Below are 19345 nucleotides of genomic sequence, written 5' to 3'. Positions count from 1 at the left end.
GGTGCCTGGCGCTTGCGCCGCACCCGCGTGCTCGAAAGTCCTGAAGCCCAGCCTCTTTCGATGCGCACCACTGATACGCAAAGCAATCCCGGCGCCTCGCACCGCCCGCCGGACCCGCGTATCTCGCCCTGTCCACCGCTCGTATGCGCCGTTGCGCTGCCGTAGTCCCGTGGCACAGGGTTCGCCGATTCCCGTCCAAGGCTCTTCGCCCAGGGTTTCATGTCATTCGCGAAATCGAAGGAGAACCACAACGTGGCAAAACAAATCCGCATCGAACATGTCTTCAAGGTCTTCGGCGACCAGCCCGACGAGGCGCTGGCGCTGGTCAAGCAGGGCGCCGGCAAGCAGGACATCCTGGCCCGGACCGGCTGCACCATCGGCGTGTTCGACGCCACCTTCACCATCGAGGCAGGCGAGATCTTCGTCATCATGGGCCTGTCCGGCTCGGGCAAGTCGACGCTGGTGCGCATGCTCAACCGCCTCATCGAGCCCACCGCCGGCCGCATCCTGGTCGACGGCGAAGACATCAATGCCCTGCCGGACGCGCAGCTGCGCGCCCTGCGCCGCAAGGACATCAGCATGGTGTTCCAGTCGTTCGCGCTGCTGCCGCATATCAGCGTGCTCGACAACACGGCCTTCGGCATGGAACTGGCCGGTATGCCGAAGGCCGAGCGCCATGCGCTGGCCCGGCAGGCGCTGGAGCAGGTGGGCCTCGCCGCCTATGCCGGCAGCTATCCGGACGAACTGTCCGGCGGCATGCAGCAGCGCGTGGGCCTGGCCCGGGCGCTCGCCTGCGACCCATCGATCCTGCTGATGGACGAGGCGTTTTCCGCGCTCGATCCGCTCATGCGCACGGAGATGCAGTCCGAGCTGCTGCGGCTGCAGCAGATCAAGCGCCGCACCATCGTCTTCATCTCGCACGACCTCGACGAAGCCATGCGCATCGGCGACCGCATCGCCCTCATGAAGGATGGGCACGTGGTGCAGGTGGGCACGCCGGAAGAAATCCTGCGCAAGCCCGCCAACGACTGGGTGCGCAACTTCGTGCGCGGCGTCGATACGGCGGCCGTGTTCAAGGCCGGCGACATCGCCCGCAAGAGCCAGATCGTGGTGTCGGAATCGCCGACCCGCGGCGCGCGAGCGGCGCTGTCGATGCTGGAAGAGCAGGACAGGGCGTACGCCTATGTCGTCAACCCCAAGCGCGAATTCCTCGGCGTGGTGTCGGCCGATTCGCTGCGCAGCGCGCTCGACGGCCACACGGGGCCGCTGGGCCTGCAACATGCCTATCTGCCGGAAGTGCGGTGCATCGATGCCGACGAACCCGTGGCCGGCCTGTTCGGCCAGGTGGCGCAATTGCCGTACGCGGTTCCCGTGGTGGCCGGCGACGGCAGCTTCCGCGGCGCCATCAGCAAGACCACCTTGCTGAAGTTCCTCGACCGCGACACGCCTCCCATTGCCGAGGCCCCAACACAGAAAGGACATGTATGAATCCGAGTACCATGACTCCACCGGAAATGGCGGCAGAACAGCCTGCCCAGGCCAACCCCTGGCTGCCGACGCCGCCAGGCGATACGTCCTGGCTCGACGCCGTTCCACCAACTGCCGCGCCGGCGCACGGCAGCCAATCCCTGCTGGGGCAACTCCTTGACGGCTCGCTGCCGCTGCAGGCGTGGATCAACGACGGCCTGGGCTGGGTCGTTGCGCATTGCCGGCCGTTCTTCCAGGCCGTGCGCGCCCCGATCGACGCGACCTTGACCGGCATGGGCGACGTGCTGCTGGCCGCCCCGTCGGCCGTGGTGATCGCCATCATCGGCTTGCTGGCCTGGCAATTCACCACCAGCGCCCTGGCCGCCGGCACCGTACTGGCGCTGCTGGCCGTGTCGATGCTGGGCGTCTGGCCGGAAGCGATGATCACGCTGTCGCTGGTGCTCACGTCGCTGGCCTTCTGCCTGGCAATCGGCTTGCCGCTGGGAATTTTCCTGGCCAGCAGCGACCGCGCTCAAAACTTGCTGCGCCCGCTGCTGGATGCGATGCAGACCACGCCGGCCTTCGTCTACCTGGTGCCGGTCGTCATGCTGTTCGGCATCGGCAATGCGCCCGGCGTGATCGTGACGATCATCTTCGCCCTGGCGCCGCTGGTGCGCCTCACCAACCTGGGTATCCGCCAGGTGCGGCCCGACCTCGTCGAGGCGGCGCGCGCCTATGGTGCCTCGCGCTGGCAATTGCTGACGCGCGTGCAGGTACCGCTGGCCATGCCGTCCATCATGGCCGGCATCAACCAGTCGCTGATGCTGTCGCTGTCGATGGTGGTGATCGCCTCGATGATCGCGGTCGGCGGACTGGGCCAGATGGTATTGCGCGGCATCGGCCGCCTGGACATGGGCCTGGCCACCGTGGGCGGCCTCGGCATCGTGCTGCTGGCGATCACGCTGGACCGCCTCACGCAGGCCATGGGCCAGCCGCGCCGCGGCGTGCGCCACTGGTACCAGACGGGGCCTGCCGGCTTCATCCTGCGCCTGGTGCGCGGCGCTCCCGCCCGCGGCGAAGCGGCCGCGCCGGCCGCCGCACGATAAACAGAAAGGAATCCAATGCATCACATCGAACACTTCAAGGACACGTACAAGACGCAGCGCCGCTTCCGGTGGCTGTCGGCCCTTGCGCTGGCCGCGCTGACGCTGACCACCAGTCTGGCCATGGCGCAGGCGCCGGATGCCGGCCTGCCCGGCAAGGGCAGCAAGGTGCAGGCGCTGCAAAGCCCGATCGCCGAGGAAACCTTCCAGACCATGCTGGTCGATGCGGCCCTGGAAAGACTGGGCTACGAGCCGGAACCGGTCAAGGAAGTCGACTACCCGGCCGCGCACATTGCCATCGCCAACGGCGACGCCACATTCCTCGCGGTGCACTGGGACCCCTTGCACAAGGACTATTTCGACAACGCGGGCGGCGACGCGAAGCTGCTGCGCACCGGCCACTATGCCGGGCCGGCCGCGCAGGGCTACCTGATCGACAAGGCCAGCGCCGAGAAATACCGCATCACGAATATCGCCCAGCTGCGCGACCCGGAACTGGCCAAGGTATTCGACCATGACGGCGACGGCAAGGCCGACCTGGCCGGTTGCAATCCCGGCTGGGGCTGCGAGGCGATGATCGAGAACCACCTGGACGCCTACGGGCTGCGCGCGACGGTGAAGCACGTGCAGGGCAGTTATCCGGCGCTGATCGCCGATATGATCGGCCGCTACCGGCGCGGGGAACCGGTGCTGTACTACACATGGACGCCTTACTGGGTGAGCGGGGTGCTGGTGCCGGGCAAGGACGTGGTGTGGCTGCAGGCGCCGTTCTCGTCGAACCCGAGCAAGGCCGACACCCGCCTGGCCGACGGCAGCGACTACGGCTTTTCCGTGAACACCACGCGCATCGTGGTGAACCGCGCCTGGGCCGAGAAGAACCCCGCGGCCGTGAAACTGTTCGAAGTGATGCGCCTGCCGATCGCCGATATCAACGCCCAGAACGAGCGCATGCGCCAGGGCGAGAACACGCAGGACGATATCGCGCGGCACGTGGCCGGCTGGATCCTGCACCACAAGGCGCTGTTCGACGCGTGGATCGCGCAGGCGCTGGCGGCGGCCAAGTCCTGAGTCGAGGAGAGCAAGAAGGTGCGAAAGCACTACAGGGCTTGTTTGCGCCTTGCCGCGGCCCGTATCGCCCGGCCGACTTCATGGGAAGCCTGCCGCGCCAGGCGGGCCAGGATCTGGATGCCTTCCGGGCCCAGCTTGCGCGGTTTCGTGTCGATGACGCACAGGGAGCCGAGGGCGAATCCGAAGTCGTCGCGAATCGGCGCGCCGGCGTAGTAGCGGAAATGCGGCGCGGCGGCGACCGCCGGGTTGTCGGCGAAGCGCGGGTCGGCGTCCAGTTCGGAGAATTCCTGCACGCCATCCTGCAGCAGCGTGTAATTGCAGAAGGCCCAGCTGCGCTCCGTCTCGCTCAGCTCGAGGCCCACCCGGGCCTTGAACCACTGCTTGTCCTCGCTGATGACGCTGATGAGCGCTACCGGCATGCCGAGGCTCAGCGCCGCAAGCTGGGCGATATTGTCCATCGCTTCTTCCTGGGCACTGTAGAGGAGGCCCGAGCGGTGCACGGCGGCGAGGCGGCGCGCTTCATTGGCGCCGACCGGGAATGGCGCCTGGTGCAAGGCCGGCGGCAAAGGCGGCACCGTGGCGGGCTTGATGGGGGAATGTTGCGCCAGTTGCCGCGTCAGTTGCTGCGTCAGTTGCTGCGGTAATTCCCGCGGTGCCCGTTCGGGCAGGTCTTGGAGCGGGATCACGGTGTGGTGCAGGCCGGAGCCCAGCAAGGCGTCGACCTCCACGGCCGGCAAGCTGGTCGCGATCACGATCCGTAGCCGGGCGAGCACGGGAACGCCGCGCAGCCTGGCGAGAAAGCCCGGCATGTGCTCGTCGAGGGCTTCCAGGTGCACCACCAGCATGTCCGGCACCGTGGCCCCGAGCGTCACGGCGGCGGCCACGGGGTCGTCCAGGCAGGTGACGGCGTCGACATCCATGGCCGCGAACGCCTCGAGCCAGGCTGCGTGGTGGCGCGCAGGTGCCAGCACGAGCACTTCCCACCCGGCCGGCTGGATGGTATTGCCCCGCTCCAGCGCCGCCAGCACATCGCTCTCGTACATGCGCCGGTGCCCGCCGGGCGTCTTCCAGGAAGGAATCACGCCGCTTTCGACCCAGAGTTGCGCCGTGCGCGCCGAAACACCCAGGATCTTCGCTGCCTGCGCGGTGGTGATGATGGAGCTCTTCATGGCCGGGAGTATAGCCGAAGCCCCGCGAGCGTCCGGCGCCGGGAGGCAGGCGAAGTCACGGTGGCATCGCGTCGAGCACACCTTCGCCCGCCAGCAGCGATGCCTGCTCGATCAGGGCCCGGATCTTGGACTGGTGCTGGCTGCGCATGGGGAAGTACAGGTAGAGGCCGGAGGTTCGCGGCACATGGGGCGACAGCGTGCGCACCAGGCGCCCGCTCGCCAGATCGTCTTCGATCTCGATGTCGGGCAGGTAGGCGATGCCGAGGCCCTTGCGGGCCAGCTCGGCGATCATGCCCGTGTCATTCGCGCACAGGGCCGCGTTGGTATCGAGCTGGATTGCCGCTTCGCCGTCCCGGCCCGCCGTGAAGCGCCAGGGCGGCAGCACGCCGGAGGTGGGGAAGCGGTAGCGGATGGTGGCGCGGCGCAGCAGGTCGCGCGGCGTCTCGGGCTGTCCGTGCCGCGCGAAGTAGCCGGGCGACGCCACCAGCGACCATGCCAGTGGCCGGCTGAGGGCGATCGCCACCATGTCCTGCGCGATCGACTGCCCCAGCCGCACGCCCGCGTCGAAGCCAGCGGCCACCAGGTCGACCAGTCCATCGTCGAGCGACAGGTCGAACGTGATGTCGGGGTATTTCTCCCGCATGCGCGGCACCAGGTGCCGCGCCAGCAGGAAGCCGAAGGCGCGCGGCGCGGTCACGCGCAGGTGGCCCGAAGGACGGTGCTGGAAGCGGCCCAATTCCGCGAATGCGCCGTCGATCTGGTCCACGGCCGGTTTCAGGACTTCCAGCAGGGCGGCGCCCGCATCGGTCAGCGCCACGCTGCGCGTATTACGCACGAACAGGGGAACGCCGTGCCGGCCTTCCAGCGCCCGCACGCCCTTGCTGACAGCGGTGGGACTCACATTCAGGCGCCGGGCCGCCAGCGTGAAGCTGCGCTGCTCGGCCACGGCGAGGAAAAGGCGGATCAGTTCGAGAGAGCTCATGTCGTCCATTATGAACCGTGGGTTCATGGAGCTTAGCGCTTTGATGGCTTTTTCGCCAGGGATCACGGGCCTACACTGCCGCAACACCTCAAGGAGAAAGCCATGATCGAACTACCCCAGCTGGTCGCCGCCTATGTCGCGGCGGCAAACGACGGTGACGCCGAGCGCGTCGCCCGCTGCTTCATCGCGGACGCAACCGTGCGCGACGAAGGCACCACCCGGCGCGGTACCGCCGCCATCGCCGCCTGGGCCGAGGAGGCCACGTCGCGCTACCAGGCGACCATCGTGCCGGCCGGCCTGGCCGGCACGGATGCAGGTTGCCGGCTGACGGCCACCGTCTCGGGCAATTTCCCCGGCAGTCCGGCCACGCTGCAATTCAATTTCGTACTGCGGCCCGACGGCATCGCCGCGTTGGAGATCGGGCCATGAGCACGTATCGCTTCCATGGCTTCACCGAGACCAGCGGCGCCCAGGCCTTCGTCGGGCGGATGGCCGCGCAGCGCGGCGGCGGCGAGGAGAGGCGAGGGCGGCGCTGATGGACTCGCCCGGTAGCATCCCCATCATCGGCCGGCCCGGCAAACCGGCGCATGTGGCCGAGCTGGTCGCCTTCCTGCTTTTGCCGCTTGCCGCCGCCATCCATGGCGCCGGGCTGGTGAGCGATGGTGGAACGACCCCGACCGTTTGATTGCCGTGTTGGCGAGCCGCCGCCACGGCAACGCCGGGAAGCATTCGTGACCATCGCGGCCCGAAAGAATAAATCGGCAAAATCGGCAAAAACGATATAATCGGCAATACATGCAAATAATGCATGCAACGCCAGCCGCGGGCGCGAGCGCCGCGGCAATTCATGAGAGCATGAACATGTCCAGCACGACTCCAGAAGAGCGCGACCTTGCACAGGCCGTGCCCGCCAACCAGCTTCACTTGTCCCGGAGCGAGAACACCCGCTTCGATTTCATCGTCTGTGGCGCCGGCTCCGGCGGTTCCGTCGTGGCGGCGCGGCTCGCCGAAAATCCGGCGGTCAGCGTGCTGCTGCTCGAAGCGGGCGGCAGTGACGAAGTCGCCAGCGTGATCGACCCGGCACAGTGGCCGCTCAACCTCGGTTCCGAACGCGACTGGGGATTCACGGCCGAGCCGAACGAGCACCTGAACGGGCGTGCCATTCCCATGAACATGGGCAAGGTCCTCGGTGGCGGCTCCAGCATCAATGTGATGGTGTGGGCGCGCGGACACCGCGCCGACTGGAACTATTTCGCCGCCGAGGCCGGCGACGATCGGTGGAACTATCAGTCCGTGCTCGAGCTCTATCGCCGTATCGAGGATTGGCACGGCCCGTCCGACCCCGCCCGCAGGGGCAGCGGCGGGCCGGTCTACCTAGCCCCGGCGCAGGCGCCCAAGCCCGCCGCCACCCTGATGCTGGAAGCGGCCCGCTCGCTCGGGGTCCCGACGTTCGACAGCCCGAACGGCGCCATGATGGAAGCCGCCGGCGGCGCGGCCATCAACGACCTGCGCATCCGCGACGGCAAGCGGCTGTCCATCTTCCGGTCCTATACGTATCCGCGCATGGCGCAGCCGAACCTCACGGTGCTGACCGGTGCGCTGGTGTCCCGGCTGACCTTCGACGGCACCCGGGTGACCGGTGTCGAAGTCGTGCAGGACGGCCGCGTGCGCACCTTCCAGGCCGCGCGCGAAGTCGTGCTCTCCCTCGGCGCGGTCAACACGCCGAAGGTCCTCATGCAGTCGGGCATCGGGCCGGAACGGGAATTGCGGCGCCATGGCATCCCGGTACGCCAGCACTTGCCCGGCGTGGGCCAGAACCACCAGGACCACGTGTCGTTCGGATGCATCTGGGAATATGCCGAGCCGCAGGAAGTGGGCAACGGCGGCTCGGAGGCCACGCTGTACTGGAAGAGCGATCCATCCCTCGACGCGCCGGACATGCTGCATTGCCAGGTCGAGTTTCCCGTGCCGAGCGCGGAGAATGCCGCGCTCGGCGTGCCGCAGCACGGCTGGACCATGTTCGCCGGCCTGGCGCAGCCGAAAAGCCGCGGCGAGCTGCTGCTTTCCGGGCCGGGCGTGCACGATGCGATGATCATCCGCGCCAATACGCTGGCCGATCCGGAGGATATCGAGGCGGCCCTGGCCAGCGTGCGGATGTGCCGCGAGCTGGGCAATGCAAGCGCGTTTCGCGGCCTCGTGACGGGCGAGCGCATGCCCGGCAACCTGGGCCGCGCGGACATGGAACGCTACCTGCGCAATGGCGCGGTGACCTACTGGCACCAGTCGTGCACGGCAAAGATGGGCCGCGACGCGATGTCGGTGGTGAACGGGAAGCTCGAGGTGTACGGGGTCGAGGGTTTGCGCATCGCCGACGCGTCGATCATGCCGCGCATCACGACCGGCAATACGATGGCGCCATGCGTCGTGATCGGCGAGCAGGCGGCGAGCGCGATCAGGGCGAAGCACGGCATCTGACGGCCTGCCCGTGCCGCCGCAAAGGGGCGGCGGGCGTTGCATACTTCCGACAAACACGCTGGCCGGCACGCCGTGCCGGTCGGCGCCCAGCCCGTTCGCTCCTCTGCGAACGGACTAGCGATACCGTTTGTGGTATCGATTCCAATCGAAAAGTAATTGGTTGGCCGCTGGTCGCTGTCGTACATTGGCCTCGCACCCGGCGCCGCCATGGCACCGGGCGCACGCCAGGCGCCGCAGAGCGCTTTCCACCAGAACCAATAAGTCATCGGGTACCGGCCGAACGGCCGAAGGGTACCTTCATGAACCAGCACATCCTGTGCGGGGCAGGCCGGCGTGTCGGCCTGCCCGAATACGCCATGCGGCCTTCGCTGCCGCATGCCGGCGCCGGCGCGCGCCCTGGCCGTGCGCCAGCAGTGACAGACAGAACCCACGGTGCACACCCTGGGGTCGGACCCGCCGGGTCCGCACCGGGCTTCCTCCGTTGGGGTGGAAGTCAGCACTGCTGCTTTGCGTGCGGCAAGCACCGACCGGGAAGCATCCACGACGGTACCCCCGATCCGGAATCATCCATCCGCGGCTGATACACGAAAGCCATGCCCCGCAGGCTGCGCGACGCGACGTCGTGTCCGCACAGCGCAGGCGCGGCCGGCGAGCCCCGGCATCCGGCCAACCGCACAGACGGCGCCATTCACGACAAAAACGGAGACAACATGCATTCACCATTCCAGCGCACCTTGATCAACCTCGCCGTGGCCGGCGCCTGCGGCATGCAGGCCCTTGCCGCCCATGCGCAACAGGCCCGGCCCGAAACGGCGGCCGCCCCCGCCCGCGACGACGCGCAGGCGGTCGGCCCGGCCGCCGCACCGGTCCAGGCCGAACCGGCGGGTCCGTCGGCGACCGTGGTCGTCTCCGGCTCGCGCATCGCGGCGCGCGGTTTCTCGCAGCCGATTCCCACGACGACGCTGACGGCGGCCGACCTCGACAAGGCCGCCAAGCCCAACCTGTTCGACACGCTGGTCGAGCTCCCCGCGCTGCAGGGCAGCACGGGCCGCACCACGAACACCTACAGCACGTCGAGCGGCATCCAGGGCCTGTCCTCGCTGTCGCTGCGCGGCCTGGGCACGATCCGCACGCTGACCTTGCTGGACGGCCAGCGCGTGGTGGGCGCCAATGTCACCGGCATCACCGATGTGAGCCAGTTTCCGCAACTGCTGGTCAAGCGCGTCGACGTGGTGACCGGCGGCGCCTCGGCGTCGTACGGGTCGGACGCGATCGGCGGCGTGGTCAACTTCATCACCGACAAGAAATTCACCGGCTTCAAGACCAATCTTTCCGGCGGCATGACGAAGTACGACGACGACAAGGGCGCCACCGCGCAGGCGGCATGGGGCAGGGGCTTCCTCGATGGCCGGCTGCACGTGACGCTGAGCGGCGAGTTCACGAAGCAGAACGGCATCGATTCGCCGGGCTTCGGCGAGGTGGGCGCGAACGGGCGCACCTGGTACAACAATCCCGCGCTGCAGGAATCGACGCGGGAGATGCAGGCGGCCGGCTATCCGCGCTACCGCAGCATCGTGCATGCCCAGCATATCCAGTACGCGAAGTACGGCCTGATCACGAATGGGCCGTTGCGCGGCACCGCGTTCGGCCCCGGCGGCACGCCATACCCGTTCGAGTACGGCACCGATTGCGTGGGCAATTTCTGCATCGGCGGCGACCGCTCCGGCAGCGTGGGCGCCGGCACCAACCTGGCCATGAACTTCAAGCGGCAGGTCGCCTACGGCCGCGTGTCGTGGAACCTCGATCCGGACAATGAAATCTACATGACCGCGAACTGGGCGCAGGTCAGGTCGCAGTTCTCGCCCAACCCCGGCGCGGCCAAGCAGGGCAACCTGTCGATCCGCTGCGACAACGCCTACCTGCCCGCGTCGGTGGCCGCCGGCTGCGCGGCGGGCTATCCGACGGGCGTGATGTCGGTCGGGACCGCCAATGCGCAGTTCCCGGCCAACATCAACGTGCATCCGACCCGCACCCAGCGCCGCTTCGTGCTGGGCGCGAACGGCAAGTTCGCCCTGTTCGGCAAGGACTGGTCGTACGACGCCTATGCCGAGCATGGCGAGAACACCACGGTGATCGACGTGCGCGACATCACGCTGAACCGGCGCTACAACTTCGCCATCGACGCGGTGCGGGACCCGGCCACGGGCCAGGTGGTGTGCCGCAGTCCCGAGGCGCGCGCCGCCGGCTGCCAGCCCATCAACATCTTCGGCGACGTGCCGATCAATCCGGCGGGCTGGGACTATATCGCACCGCGCAGGGGGCCGCGGCAGCACACCGATTCGAGCCAGAACGTGGCCAGCGTCAACGTCAACGGCGAGGTATGGGAAGGCTGGGCCGGTCCCGTGTCGATGGCCTTCGGCGCGGAGTACCGGCGCGAGAAATACGCCGTCGTCGGCGACCCCTATGGCGCCGGGGTGAGCGACCAGTCTCCCTACAACGACGCCTGGCCGCTGGACCCCACGCTGTCGGCAACGGGCGACAACTGGTTCGCCGGGAACTACCACAACGGCCAGGGCAGCTTCAACGTGAAGGAAGCCTACGTGGAACTGAACATTCCGTTCCTGAAGTCCGCCACGTTCGGCGAAGCGAACCTGAACATCGCCGACCGCGAGGAAAAATACAGCACCGCCGGCCACGCCAGCGCGTGGAAGATCGGCGCCACGTGGAAGACGCCGGTCGACGGCCTGCGGCTGCGCGCCGTCAGTTCGAAGGATGTGCGGGCGCCGAACCTTTCCGAGCTGTTCGCGGCCATGACGGTGACGAACCAGGCAGTCAACAATGCGCAGGGATCGTCCGTGCAGATCCAGCAGCGCAACGTGGGCAATCCGAACCTGAAGCCGGAAATCGCCCGCAACAACTCGTTCGGCGTGGTGCTGAGCCAGCCGGGCTGGGCGCGCAACTTCAACTTCTCGATCGACTACTACGACATCAAGGTGCGCAATGTGATCAGTTCCCTGAACCCGCAGCAGGAGGTCGACCTGTGCTACGCGGGGTACCAGGAAGTGTGCGCCGCCGTGTCCATCGACGGCCCGGCGGGCACGAACTACGTGCTGGCGCAGAGCTTCAATTTTGCCTCGCTGCACACGCGCGGCGTCGACTTCGAAGGGGCCTGGCGCAAGAACCTGGCCGACTGGGGCCTGCCCGGCGCGCTCACGCTGCGCGGCCTGGCCACGCGCACGATCCATTCGATCTCCGACCCCGGCGTGCCGGGCACGACGCCCAGCGAGGGCGCGGGCAATATGACCGGGGCCACGCCGAAGTGGAAGGCGCTGCTGTCGCAGTCGTGGGAAGGTGCCCGCTTCGGCCTGACGCTGACCGAGCGCTGGGTCAGCGCGGGTGTGCTCAACAACGAGTACATCGAGTGCCGCGCGAACTGCCCGCTGCCGACGGCGGCCCACCCGACGATCTACGACAACCACCTGCCGGGTGCCGTTTACCTCGACCTGGGCGGCACGTGGAACATCAACCGGCAGGTAACCGCGTACTTCAAGATCGACAACCTGGCCGACCGCGATCCCGTGCTGGTGCCGCAGACGAATCTCAGCCTGGCGCTGAATCCGGCGATCTACGACGCGGTCGGGCGTACCTGGCGGGTCGGGGTGCGCGCGACGTTCTGACTGGTGGCAAGGCAGGCGGGACGTTGAGTCCCGCCCCGTCGGCGTGCTAGAGTTGCCGTATTGACATCAAGGAATGCGAGCATGTTCGATTCGGAAACGCTGGAAGTCGGCATCGGGATGGTGTTCCTGTTCCTGATGATGTCCTTGATCTGCACCGGGATCAGGGAATTCATCGAGGGCATCCTGAAATGGCGCGCGATGAACCTGGAGCGTGCCGTGCGAACCCTGCTGGACGACAGGGATGGCAGCCTGGCTGCCTTCTTCTTCGCGCACCCGCTCATCTCGTCCCTGTACCAGGGCGGCTACGATCCGTCCAGGCTCGGTGGCAGCAGCGGGGAGGGCGGCAGGTTATTCCGCGACGCGGCCGCCCCGGCTCCGGCGCTGCCTGCCGCGAGCAATCCGCCCAGCCCGGGAAGCGACGCCCGGAACATGCCGTGGTCGGCGCGGCGCAACCTGCCTTCGTATATTCCGTCGGAACTGTTCGCCAAGGCCGTCATCGACCTCGTGGCCCGCGGCCCTGTCGATACCGGCAGTAGCGGCGCGGCGCAACCGCTGACGATGGCCCTGCTGCAGGAACGCGCCGCTTCGCTTGCCTCGCCGTTCCTGCGGCGCGCCGTGCAGAGCGCGATCGATCATTCCGGCGGCAGCCTGGAGCGGATGAAGCTCAATCTCCAGCAATGGTTCGACGGGGCGATGGACCGCGCCGCAGGCTGGTACAAGCGCCGCACCCAGGTCGTGCTCTTCGTGCTCGGCCTGGCAACCGCGATCGTGCTCAACGTCGATGCGCTGTACGTCCTGGGCCGGCTGACGACCGACAAGCTCCTGCGCGACACCGTGGTGGCCGCGGCCGGGCACATGCGCGAACCCTTGCCAGCCGGCGCCAGCGACGGCGGAGCGCGCGCGGCGGGCGGCCTCGATACCAGCGGCCTCGTGGCCGCCCGGAAAGCGCGCGACGAGCTCAATGCGATCGGCATGCCCATGGGCTGGAGCGATATCGGCGGCGGCGACCGCACGATGATCCGTCCGATCCAGGCCTGCCAGGCCCGCAACTTCGCGGCGTGCGACGGGGCCCTGAGCCCTTACCAGGGTTTCCTGATGGTGGTGGGCTGGCTGATCACGGCGATCGGCGTCATGCTGGGCGCGCCGTTTTGGTTCGATATCCTGAACAAGTTCATGGTGATCCGCGCCACCGTCAAGCCGCATGAGAAATCGCCGGAGGAGGGCAGCGAGGACCGGAAGGGGGCGCCGCCGCCGCGCGCCCCCTGACCCGTGCCGGAGGCCCCGCGGGCCATGGCAATGCGTGGACGCACAGACGCGGCTGCCCGCTACGTGCACCCTACGCGCACCCTGCCGGGTCTCCGGTCCGGAAGGCCCGCATGAACGACACCAGCCCCGACGGCGCAGCCGGCGCCGCCGCCCACGATCGAGCGCCGCCGCCGGATGGGGCGGCGCGCAAGGCGTCGCAAAAAGTCATCTACGTTCGAAGCCGCGGCGCTGCGGGCGGCGTTGCACTGACGCCGTCGCGGCATGGTCCTGGCGGCGTGGTAAAGTGGGCTCCCCACCCCTGTCAGCCGCGCCGCGATGCATGTGATCCTCCCGCGCCCCGCCCTGCGGCCGTTCATCGGCCAGCTATGGGCATCGACCGCCATGGGCCAGCAGCCGGGCACGCGCGAGCACGTGCTGCCACCGGCCAGATGCACATGGTGTTTCGCCTCGCGGGAGAGCCGTTGCGGGTGTACGACGGTGCCGGCGGCACGGCCCGGAGCCGTATCGCCGGGCCCGTGCTGGGCGGCGCCCGGTCCGCCTTCTACGCGAAGGAAGCGGCCGGTCCCGTCGAGTCGGTGGGCGTGCAGCTGCTGCCCGGCGCCGCGCTGGCGCTGTTCGGGGTAAGCGCGGCCGAGCTGGCCGGGCGGCACACGCCGCTCGCCGAGCTGTGGGGACAGGCGGCCGACAGCGTGTTGCAACAGCTGGCTGAAGAAACCGATGCGCGCCGCCGCCTGCTGCGGCTGGAGGCGCTGCTGGTCGCACGGCTGCCGGAAAGGCCCCTGCTGCATCCCGCGGTGGCGCAGGCCCTTGCCGGCTGTGCGCAAGCAGGCCGCATCGACGCGCTGGTGCGGGAAAGCCGCTACAGCCACCGCGCCTTCATCGCCCTGTTCAGGCAAGCCACCGGCATGAGCCCGAAGCGCTATGCGCGGCTGCTACGCTTCCAGGCCGTGCTCGCAGCCATGCGCGCCGATCCGGCGCTGTCGCTGGGCGAACTGGCCTACGGCGCCGGGTACGCCGACCAGGCCCACATGACGCGCGAGTTCCGCGAATGCACGGGCATCACCCCTTCGCACTATCGCCTGCTGGCGCCCGCCGCGGCCCACCACGTGGTGCTGGCCGGGCCGGCGGCAGGTCAAATTCGTTCAAGACAGGCGGGCGGGGCGCAGGCATAGTACCCGCAAGGTATCCCTTTCAACGACCGGGAGGAAGTCATGATCCATGAACTGTTTGCTTACCTGTGTGTAAACGATGCCGCGGCGGCGATCGATTTCTACGGCAAGGCATTCGGCGCCGTCGAAAAATTCCGGCTGAGCGAGCCGGGCGGCCGGATCGGCCATGCCGAGCTCGATTTCAACGGCGTCACGCTGATGCTCGCGGACGAGTATCCCGAATACGGCATCCTCGGCCCGGACCCGGCCGCGTCCACGCCCGTGACGATCCACCTGCACGTGGATGATGCGGACGAGGTGGTGGCGCGCGCCGTGGACGCCGGTGCCCGCATCGAGCGGCCGGTGCAGGACGAGTTCTACGGCGAACGCGGCGGCGTGGTGCGCGACCCGTTCGGGCACCGCTGGAACATCGGCCACAGCATCGAGGAGCTCACGGCCGAGGAGATGCAGCGCCGCTACACGGCGCTCATGGAGGGGCAATAAGCAGGGGCAATAAGCAGGGGTAACAGGGCCGGCGGGCGGGCCGGCGTTCACACCTTCGCCCGCACCATCACCCGCGCCGGCGAGCCGCTGACCCCCACGAGGCGCAAGGGCATGGCGACGATGTCGCCGGCCGCGGGCAGGGCGCCCACATCCTCCAGCGTATCTTCGGCAAGGAATTTGCCGGCCTGCGCCACGCGCCGGTGGAACCACAGCGGATCGCCGTGCGCGACCTTCAGGTTGCCGACCATGACGATCATGGGCGGCGGCAGGGCCAGCAGCGCATCGACGGCCGCGGTGGCGGCGGGGATCGGTGCGCGCGCATCGAGCAGCAGGTGCGATTCGCCGGCCCAGGCGACGCGAAAGCACGGAGCGGCCAGATTTTCCGCCGTGACCAGGCGATACGTCCCCAGGCAGTCCTCGGGAGCCAGCGCTTCCAGCGTGGCGCCGCCGTCGGCGAAGTGGCAGGGCGCGTCGATATGGGTGCCCGTCTGCGTGCCCATGGCCAGGCGCCACACCTCGAAGCCCGCAGTGTCCCGTTCTGCCCAGCGCTCGACCAGCAGCGGCGGATCGGCGTAGTCGCCGTCCTGGTAGATCCACAGGTGCTCGTCCAGCGGGCGGGTCAGGTCGATCCAGCAGCCCATCCCGCCTCAATCCCGGACGTGCTGCTCATCGGGATCATGCAGGAGCTTTTTCTTGAATTGCCCGACCGTGGACTCGTCGTGGGCATAGCTGACGATACGGTACACCTCGCGGGCGACATTGCCGCCGCCGACGTTGCAGATGATGGTGCCATTGGACGACCGGAAGTCCGGCGCGTGTTCACTGAGCCAGTCGTGGTTCTCGATCGTGGTCTCGATCCTGCAGTTGCGCGGGATGTCGATACCCAACCTCTTCAGGAAGCCGCGCGAGTCGCCCAGGAATTTCAGGTATTCGTCCGGCGTGCATTCCCAGAAGTGCACGTGGAACGGTTCGTCCCGGATGATCTCCGAGCGGGCGGACAGATCGACGATTTTGGTAGGCATGGCTTCCTCCTGACGTTGGCGAACAGGCACGCGGCTTCGGCGCTCATGGCAGTACTCCCCGGTGGGGGAATTCCCAATATAGAACATGGGCACGCCGTTGCCTACCCATGAATTCGCACCGTGATTGAACCGCCACGCCGCAGGCCGGGATTAACGGGCGTCGTCCACCACCCGGCCCGCCAAGGTCGCTGCCATGCCCCTGCTCGCCCTCCATGCCGGATCGCTCATCTGTGGCACGCAGCTGGCCGCGCCCGACACGGCCACCCTTGCCCGCCTGCTGCTGGTGGCGCCGTTGCTGGAGGAGTGGGTGATGCGCGCCGGCTTGCAGGAATGGCTGATCCGGCGCCGGCCTTGCCCGGCTGGGCCGGGTAGCCTGGCCCCGCCCGTGTGGTCGGCCGCCGCCTTCGGCCTGCTGCATCTCGGCTCGGGATGGCTCGCGGCACTGCTGGTGCTGCCACCCGGGCTGGTGCTGGCCTTGCTCTACCAGCGTACGCGCGACTGGCGGGCGTGCGCGCTGCTGCACTGCGGTTTCAACGCACTGGCCATTGGTGGCTGTGCGCCCTAGACATCGAGGAGGCATATGAACGGCTTGCATCGCAGTCTCACATCCTGGCCCGGCTGGCTGCGCATCCATCCCATCCCGCTGCTGGCATTGCTCGCATTGCCGGCATGGCTGGCCGCCGTCGTGCCCGCGCACGCGGCCGATGCGCTGAACGGCAAGAACCTGTACCTGAACGGGCCGACCGGCGGCGGCACTTCCTGCACGACCTGCCACGGTCCCTCGCCGGCGAACAATGTGAGCGGCATCCTGGCGGCGGCGAACAATCCCGGCGTGATCAGCGCGGCCATCGCCGCCAACCGGGGCGGCATGGGCACGCTGTACAACGGGCGCTTCACGGCCGCCCAGATCGAGGACCTGGCGGCGTTCATCGGCAACCCGAACGTGACGGCAAGCCCGGTGGCCTCGGTGAATCCGGCCGCGCTGAGCTTCGCGGCCACCGCGGTGGGCCAGGCCGCCAGTCCGCTTGCGGCCACGCTGTCCAATACCGGCACCGCGGCCTTGAACATCGGCACGCTGTCGCTCTCCGGCACTGCGGCGGGCGACTATGCGATCAGCGGTGGCACGTGCGCCAATGGCGCCGCGGTCGCCGCGGGGGCCAGCTGCACGATCCAGGTCGGGTTCCAGCCCTCCGCGACGGGTGCGCGCAATGCCTCGCTCGTCATCACGCACAACGCCACCGGGGGCTCCAGTTCCGTCGCACTCACCGGCACCGGCAACGCGGTGGCACAGGGTTCCATCGCGCTGTCGGCCAATGCCGTCGACTTCGGGGCGCTCGTCTCCGGTGTCGCGTCGCCCGCGCGCACGATCACCGTCACCAACACCGGCGCGGCCGCCGTGGCTTTCACCGCGATTGCGGTCGGCGGTGCCAACCCGGGCGTGTTCACCCTGGGCGGCACCTGCGGCGCGGCGTCGCCCGTGCCGGCCGGCGGCAGCTGCACGGTAACCGTCACCGCGACCGCCACGGCGGCCGGTCCCTTCAGCGGCACGCTTTCGCTTGCCTCGAACGCATCGAACGGCACCGTGTCGGTTGCCCTCGGCGGCACCGTCGCGGCACCGGCGCCGGCGATCGCCGCCAATCCTTCCGCGGTGGCGTTCGGTGCGCAAACCATCGGGGGCCCGGCCGCGCGCCAGGCCGTCACGCTGGCCAACACGGGCAATGTGACGCTCACCCTGAACAGCATCGGCGTCACCGGTGCGCCATCCGTGACCATCGCGGATCAGACCTGCGGCGCCACGCTGGCCGTGGCCGCCAGTTGCACCGTCACCCTGGCCTTCGCGCCGGCCACGGAAGGCGCGGTGGCGGCGACACTGGCCGTGGCGTCGAACGCGGCCGCGATGCAGGTGGCCGTCAGCGGCAGCGGCACGACCGCGCCGATGGCGCAACCGGCGCTCTCCGAAGCGGGACCGATCGCTTTCGCCGATACGCGGGTCGGGCAAGCTTCCGCCATCCATACCCTCACATTGGCCAACAACGGCACGGCCGCATTGAAGGTCGCCTCGCTGGTGCTCGATGGCGCCGCCGCCGACTTCGCGCTGGCCGGCAACTGCGGAGCCAACGTGACGGTCAGTCCGGGTGCCGGATGCACCATCGAGATCGCCTTCCGCCCGGCCGCGGCCGGCCAGCGCGCCGCGACCCTGATGCTCGTCACCGATGGCGGCAAGCAGTTCACCGTGGCGTTGGCGGGTACCGGGGTGGCCGTGCCGGTGCCGATGCTGACGGTGAATCCGCAAAGCCTCGAGTTCGGCGGCGCCGACGTCAACGGCACGGCCCCGACGCGCCGCATCACCGTCACGAACGGCGGCGGCAATCCCGCCGTGCTGACGGCAGCGGCCTTCACTGGCCCGTTCTCGCTGCAGCCCGACAGCGGCGCGTGCGCGGCATTCCCGTTCACCTTGCAACCCGGCGCGGCCTGCGAACTGGTGGTGCGCTTCGCGCCCGCCACCGCTGGCGACGCCGGCGGCGCCATGGAGCTGGCCGCGGAGGGCGGCACACCATTGACCGTGGCGCTCAGCGGCAGGGGCAACGTGCCCGCGGTGCCGGTGCCGGCAACGCCGCAGAACAACGGCGGCAGCGGGTGCTCCGCGGCCAGCAGCGGCAACGACCCGGTGCTGGCCCTGCTCGTCGCCCTGTCGATCGCCGTGCTCGCATGGCGCAGGTTTTCCCGCAAACAGGAGGTGCAGTCATGAGATGGATCGTGAAGTGGAAGCTGAGCGCCGCGTTGGCGCTGGGGCTGGCGAGCAGCGGCGCCTGGGCGCTGGAGCCGGGTGCCCCGGCGCCGCAATTCGAGCTGGCGGGCAAGGATGGCCCGGTGCAGCTGGGCAGGTACCGGGGCAAGGTGGTGTACGTGGATTTCTGGGCATCCTGGTGCGGTCCGTGCCGCCAGTCCTTCCCCTGGATGAACGAGATGCAGGCGCGCTACGGCGCGCGCGGCCTGCAGGTCGTCGGCGTGAACCTCGACGCGAAGGCGGACGACGCCCGGCGCTTCCTGGCCGAAAACCCGGCGCAATTCCCGATCGCGTTCGACCCGGCCGGTGCGACGCCGCGCGCCTACGGCATCAAGGGGATGCCCAGCAGCGTGCTGGTGGGGCCGGACGGCAAGGTGCTGTTCGAGCATGCCGGCTTCAAGGCGGCCGACCGCGCCGAGCTGGAAAAACGCATCGTGGCGGCGCTGGGAGAAGGCAAATGAAAGCGCCGGCCGCGCTCGCGTTGTGCGCGGGGCTCGCCGCGCTGTCCGGCTGCGGCACCGTGCAGCCGTGGGAAAAGGGCAAGCTGGCCAGGCCGGAAATGACCTTCGGCGGCGACCTGCTCGAGACCCGCTACGCCGAGCATATCTATACCAGCCGCGAAGCCGCTTCCGGCGGCAGCGGCGTGGGTGGTGGCGGCTGCGGCTGCAATTGAGGA

Annotated in this window: 18 protein-coding genes; 14 read left to right on the top strand and 4 right to left on the bottom strand. The window is 68.7% G+C overall.

The features are described from left to right. Nucleotides 1-252 precede the first annotated feature (252 nt). The 3 genes from proV to proX are packed head-to-tail and all read left to right on the top strand — an operon-like array spanning nt 253 to nt 3638. Entirely contained in the window at nt 253-1488 is a 1236-nt protein-coding gene (gene proV / locus V6Z91_RS26160; RefSeq protein ID WP_338763178.1) for a glycine betaine/L-proline ABC transporter ATP-binding protein ProV, read from the top strand. Then, complete coding sequence (proW, locus tag V6Z91_RS26155) at nt 1485-2573, top strand: glycine betaine/L-proline ABC transporter permease ProW (protein ID WP_338763176.1); 1089 nt, start codon at nt 1485-1487, stop codon at nt 2571-2573. The genes proV and proW overlap by 4 nt, the downstream gene beginning before the upstream one ends. Nucleotides 2574-2588: 15 nt before the next feature. Next, nucleotides 2589-3638 carry a glycine betaine/L-proline ABC transporter substrate-binding protein ProX gene (gene proX / locus V6Z91_RS26150; protein ID WP_338763174.1) on the top strand — a complete coding sequence of 350 codons (1050 nt, stop codon included), beginning with the start codon at nt 2589-2591 and terminating at the stop codon, nt 3636-3638. 29 nt (nt 3639-3667) lie between these two features. Here proX and V6Z91_RS26145 read toward each other — a convergent pair whose 3' ends face one another. Together V6Z91_RS26145 and V6Z91_RS26140 are read right to left on the bottom strand one after the other, a co-directional pair. Further along, entirely contained in the window at nt 3668-4807 is a 1140-nt protein-coding gene (locus V6Z91_RS26145) for a GAF domain-containing protein (protein WP_338763172.1), read from the bottom strand. A 55-nt stretch (nt 4808-4862) separates the two neighbouring features. After that, a complete protein-coding gene (locus V6Z91_RS26140; RefSeq protein WP_338763169.1) occupies nt 4863-5789 on the bottom strand; it encodes a LysR family transcriptional regulator in 927 nt (308 codons plus the stop codon). 102 nt (nt 5790-5891) lie between these two features. Here V6Z91_RS26140 and V6Z91_RS26135 point away from each other — a divergent pair, with 102 nt between their 5' ends. From V6Z91_RS26135 to V6Z91_RS26105, 7 genes are all read left to right on the top strand, one after another. Continuing rightward, complete coding sequence (locus tag V6Z91_RS26135; RefSeq protein WP_338763168.1) at nt 5892-6218, top strand: nuclear transport factor 2 family protein; 327 nt, start codon at nt 5892-5894, stop codon at nt 6216-6218. Between the two features lie 106 nt (nt 6219-6324). Continuing rightward, nucleotides 6325-6474 carry a hypothetical protein gene (locus V6Z91_RS26130; RefSeq protein ID WP_338763165.1) on the top strand — a complete coding sequence of 50 codons (150 nt, stop codon included), beginning with the start codon at nt 6325-6327 and terminating at the stop codon, nt 6472-6474. 176 nt (nt 6475-6650) lie between these two features. Beyond that, nucleotides 6651-8264, top strand: a complete 1614-nt coding sequence (locus V6Z91_RS26125) for a GMC family oxidoreductase N-terminal domain-containing protein (RefSeq protein ID WP_338763163.1) — start codon at nt 6651-6653, stop codon at nt 8262-8264. A 710-nt stretch (nt 8265-8974) separates the two neighbouring features. Further along, nucleotides 8975-11941 (top strand): TonB-dependent receptor, encoded by a 2967-nt coding sequence (locus V6Z91_RS26120; protein WP_338763161.1) that lies wholly within the window; start codon nt 8975-8977, stop codon nt 11939-11941. A gap of 81 nt (nt 11942-12022) precedes the next feature. Continuing rightward, nucleotides 12023-13207 carry a hypothetical protein gene (locus V6Z91_RS26115; RefSeq protein ID WP_338763158.1) on the top strand — a complete coding sequence of 395 codons (1185 nt, stop codon included), beginning with the start codon at nt 12023-12025 and terminating at the stop codon, nt 13205-13207. A gap of 434 nt (nt 13208-13641) precedes the next feature. Continuing rightward, entirely contained in the window at nt 13642-14379 is a 738-nt protein-coding gene (locus V6Z91_RS26110; RefSeq protein ID WP_338763155.1) for a helix-turn-helix transcriptional regulator, read from the top strand. Nucleotides 14380-14418: 39 nt separating this feature from the next. Continuing rightward, the gene (locus tag V6Z91_RS26105) at nt 14419-14859 is read left to right on the top strand and encodes a VOC family protein (RefSeq protein WP_338763153.1); all 441 of its coding nucleotides are present in this window, start codon (nt 14419-14421) and stop codon (nt 14857-14859) included. A 47-nt stretch (nt 14860-14906) separates the two neighbouring features. Here the strand turns inward: V6Z91_RS26105 and V6Z91_RS26100 are convergent, their stop codons facing one another. Both V6Z91_RS26100 and V6Z91_RS26095 read right to left on the bottom strand, forming a co-directional pair. Continuing rightward, entirely contained in the window at nt 14907-15500 is a 594-nt protein-coding gene (locus tag V6Z91_RS26100; protein WP_338763151.1) for a cyclase family protein, read from the bottom strand. Between the two features lie 6 nt (nt 15501-15506). Then, nucleotides 15507-15881, bottom strand: a complete 375-nt coding sequence (locus tag V6Z91_RS26095; protein WP_338763149.1) for a hypothetical protein — start codon at nt 15879-15881, stop codon at nt 15507-15509. Between the two features lie 193 nt (nt 15882-16074). Here V6Z91_RS26095 and mrtJ point away from each other — a divergent pair, with 193 nt between their 5' ends. From mrtJ to V6Z91_RS26075, 4 genes are read left to right on the top strand one after another with little or no spacing between them, the layout of a single operon-like run. Further along, nucleotides 16075-16446, top strand: a complete 372-nt coding sequence (gene mrtJ / locus V6Z91_RS26090) for a JDVT-CTERM system glutamic-type intramembrane protease (RefSeq protein ID WP_338763146.1) — start codon at nt 16075-16077, stop codon at nt 16444-16446. 15 nt (nt 16447-16461) lie between these two features. Next, a complete protein-coding gene (locus V6Z91_RS26085) occupies nt 16462-18630 on the top strand; it encodes a choice-of-anchor D domain-containing protein (RefSeq protein ID WP_338763143.1) in 2169 nt (722 codons plus the stop codon). Further along, nucleotides 18627-19130 (top strand): TlpA disulfide reductase family protein, encoded by a 504-nt coding sequence (locus V6Z91_RS26080; RefSeq protein WP_338763139.1) that lies wholly within the window; start codon nt 18627-18629, stop codon nt 19128-19130. Before V6Z91_RS26085 ends, V6Z91_RS26080 begins: the two co-directional genes overlap by 4 nt. Beyond that, nucleotides 19127-19342: a DUF4266 domain-containing protein gene (locus V6Z91_RS26075; protein WP_338763136.1), complete on the top strand. Its 216-nt coding sequence runs from the start codon at nt 19127-19129 to the stop codon at nt 19340-19342. The genes V6Z91_RS26080 and V6Z91_RS26075 overlap by 4 nt, the downstream gene beginning before the upstream one ends. The last annotated feature ends 3 nt before the right edge of the window (nt 19343-19345 follow it).

The organism is Massilia sp. METH4 (genome assembly GCF_037094685.1).
In the GTDB taxonomy this organism is placed as follows: Bacteria; Pseudomonadota; Gammaproteobacteria; order Burkholderiales; family Burkholderiaceae_D; genus Rugamonas.
Note: the sequence above shows the minus strand (reverse complement) of the source record. Positions and strands in the feature narration are given on the sequence as shown.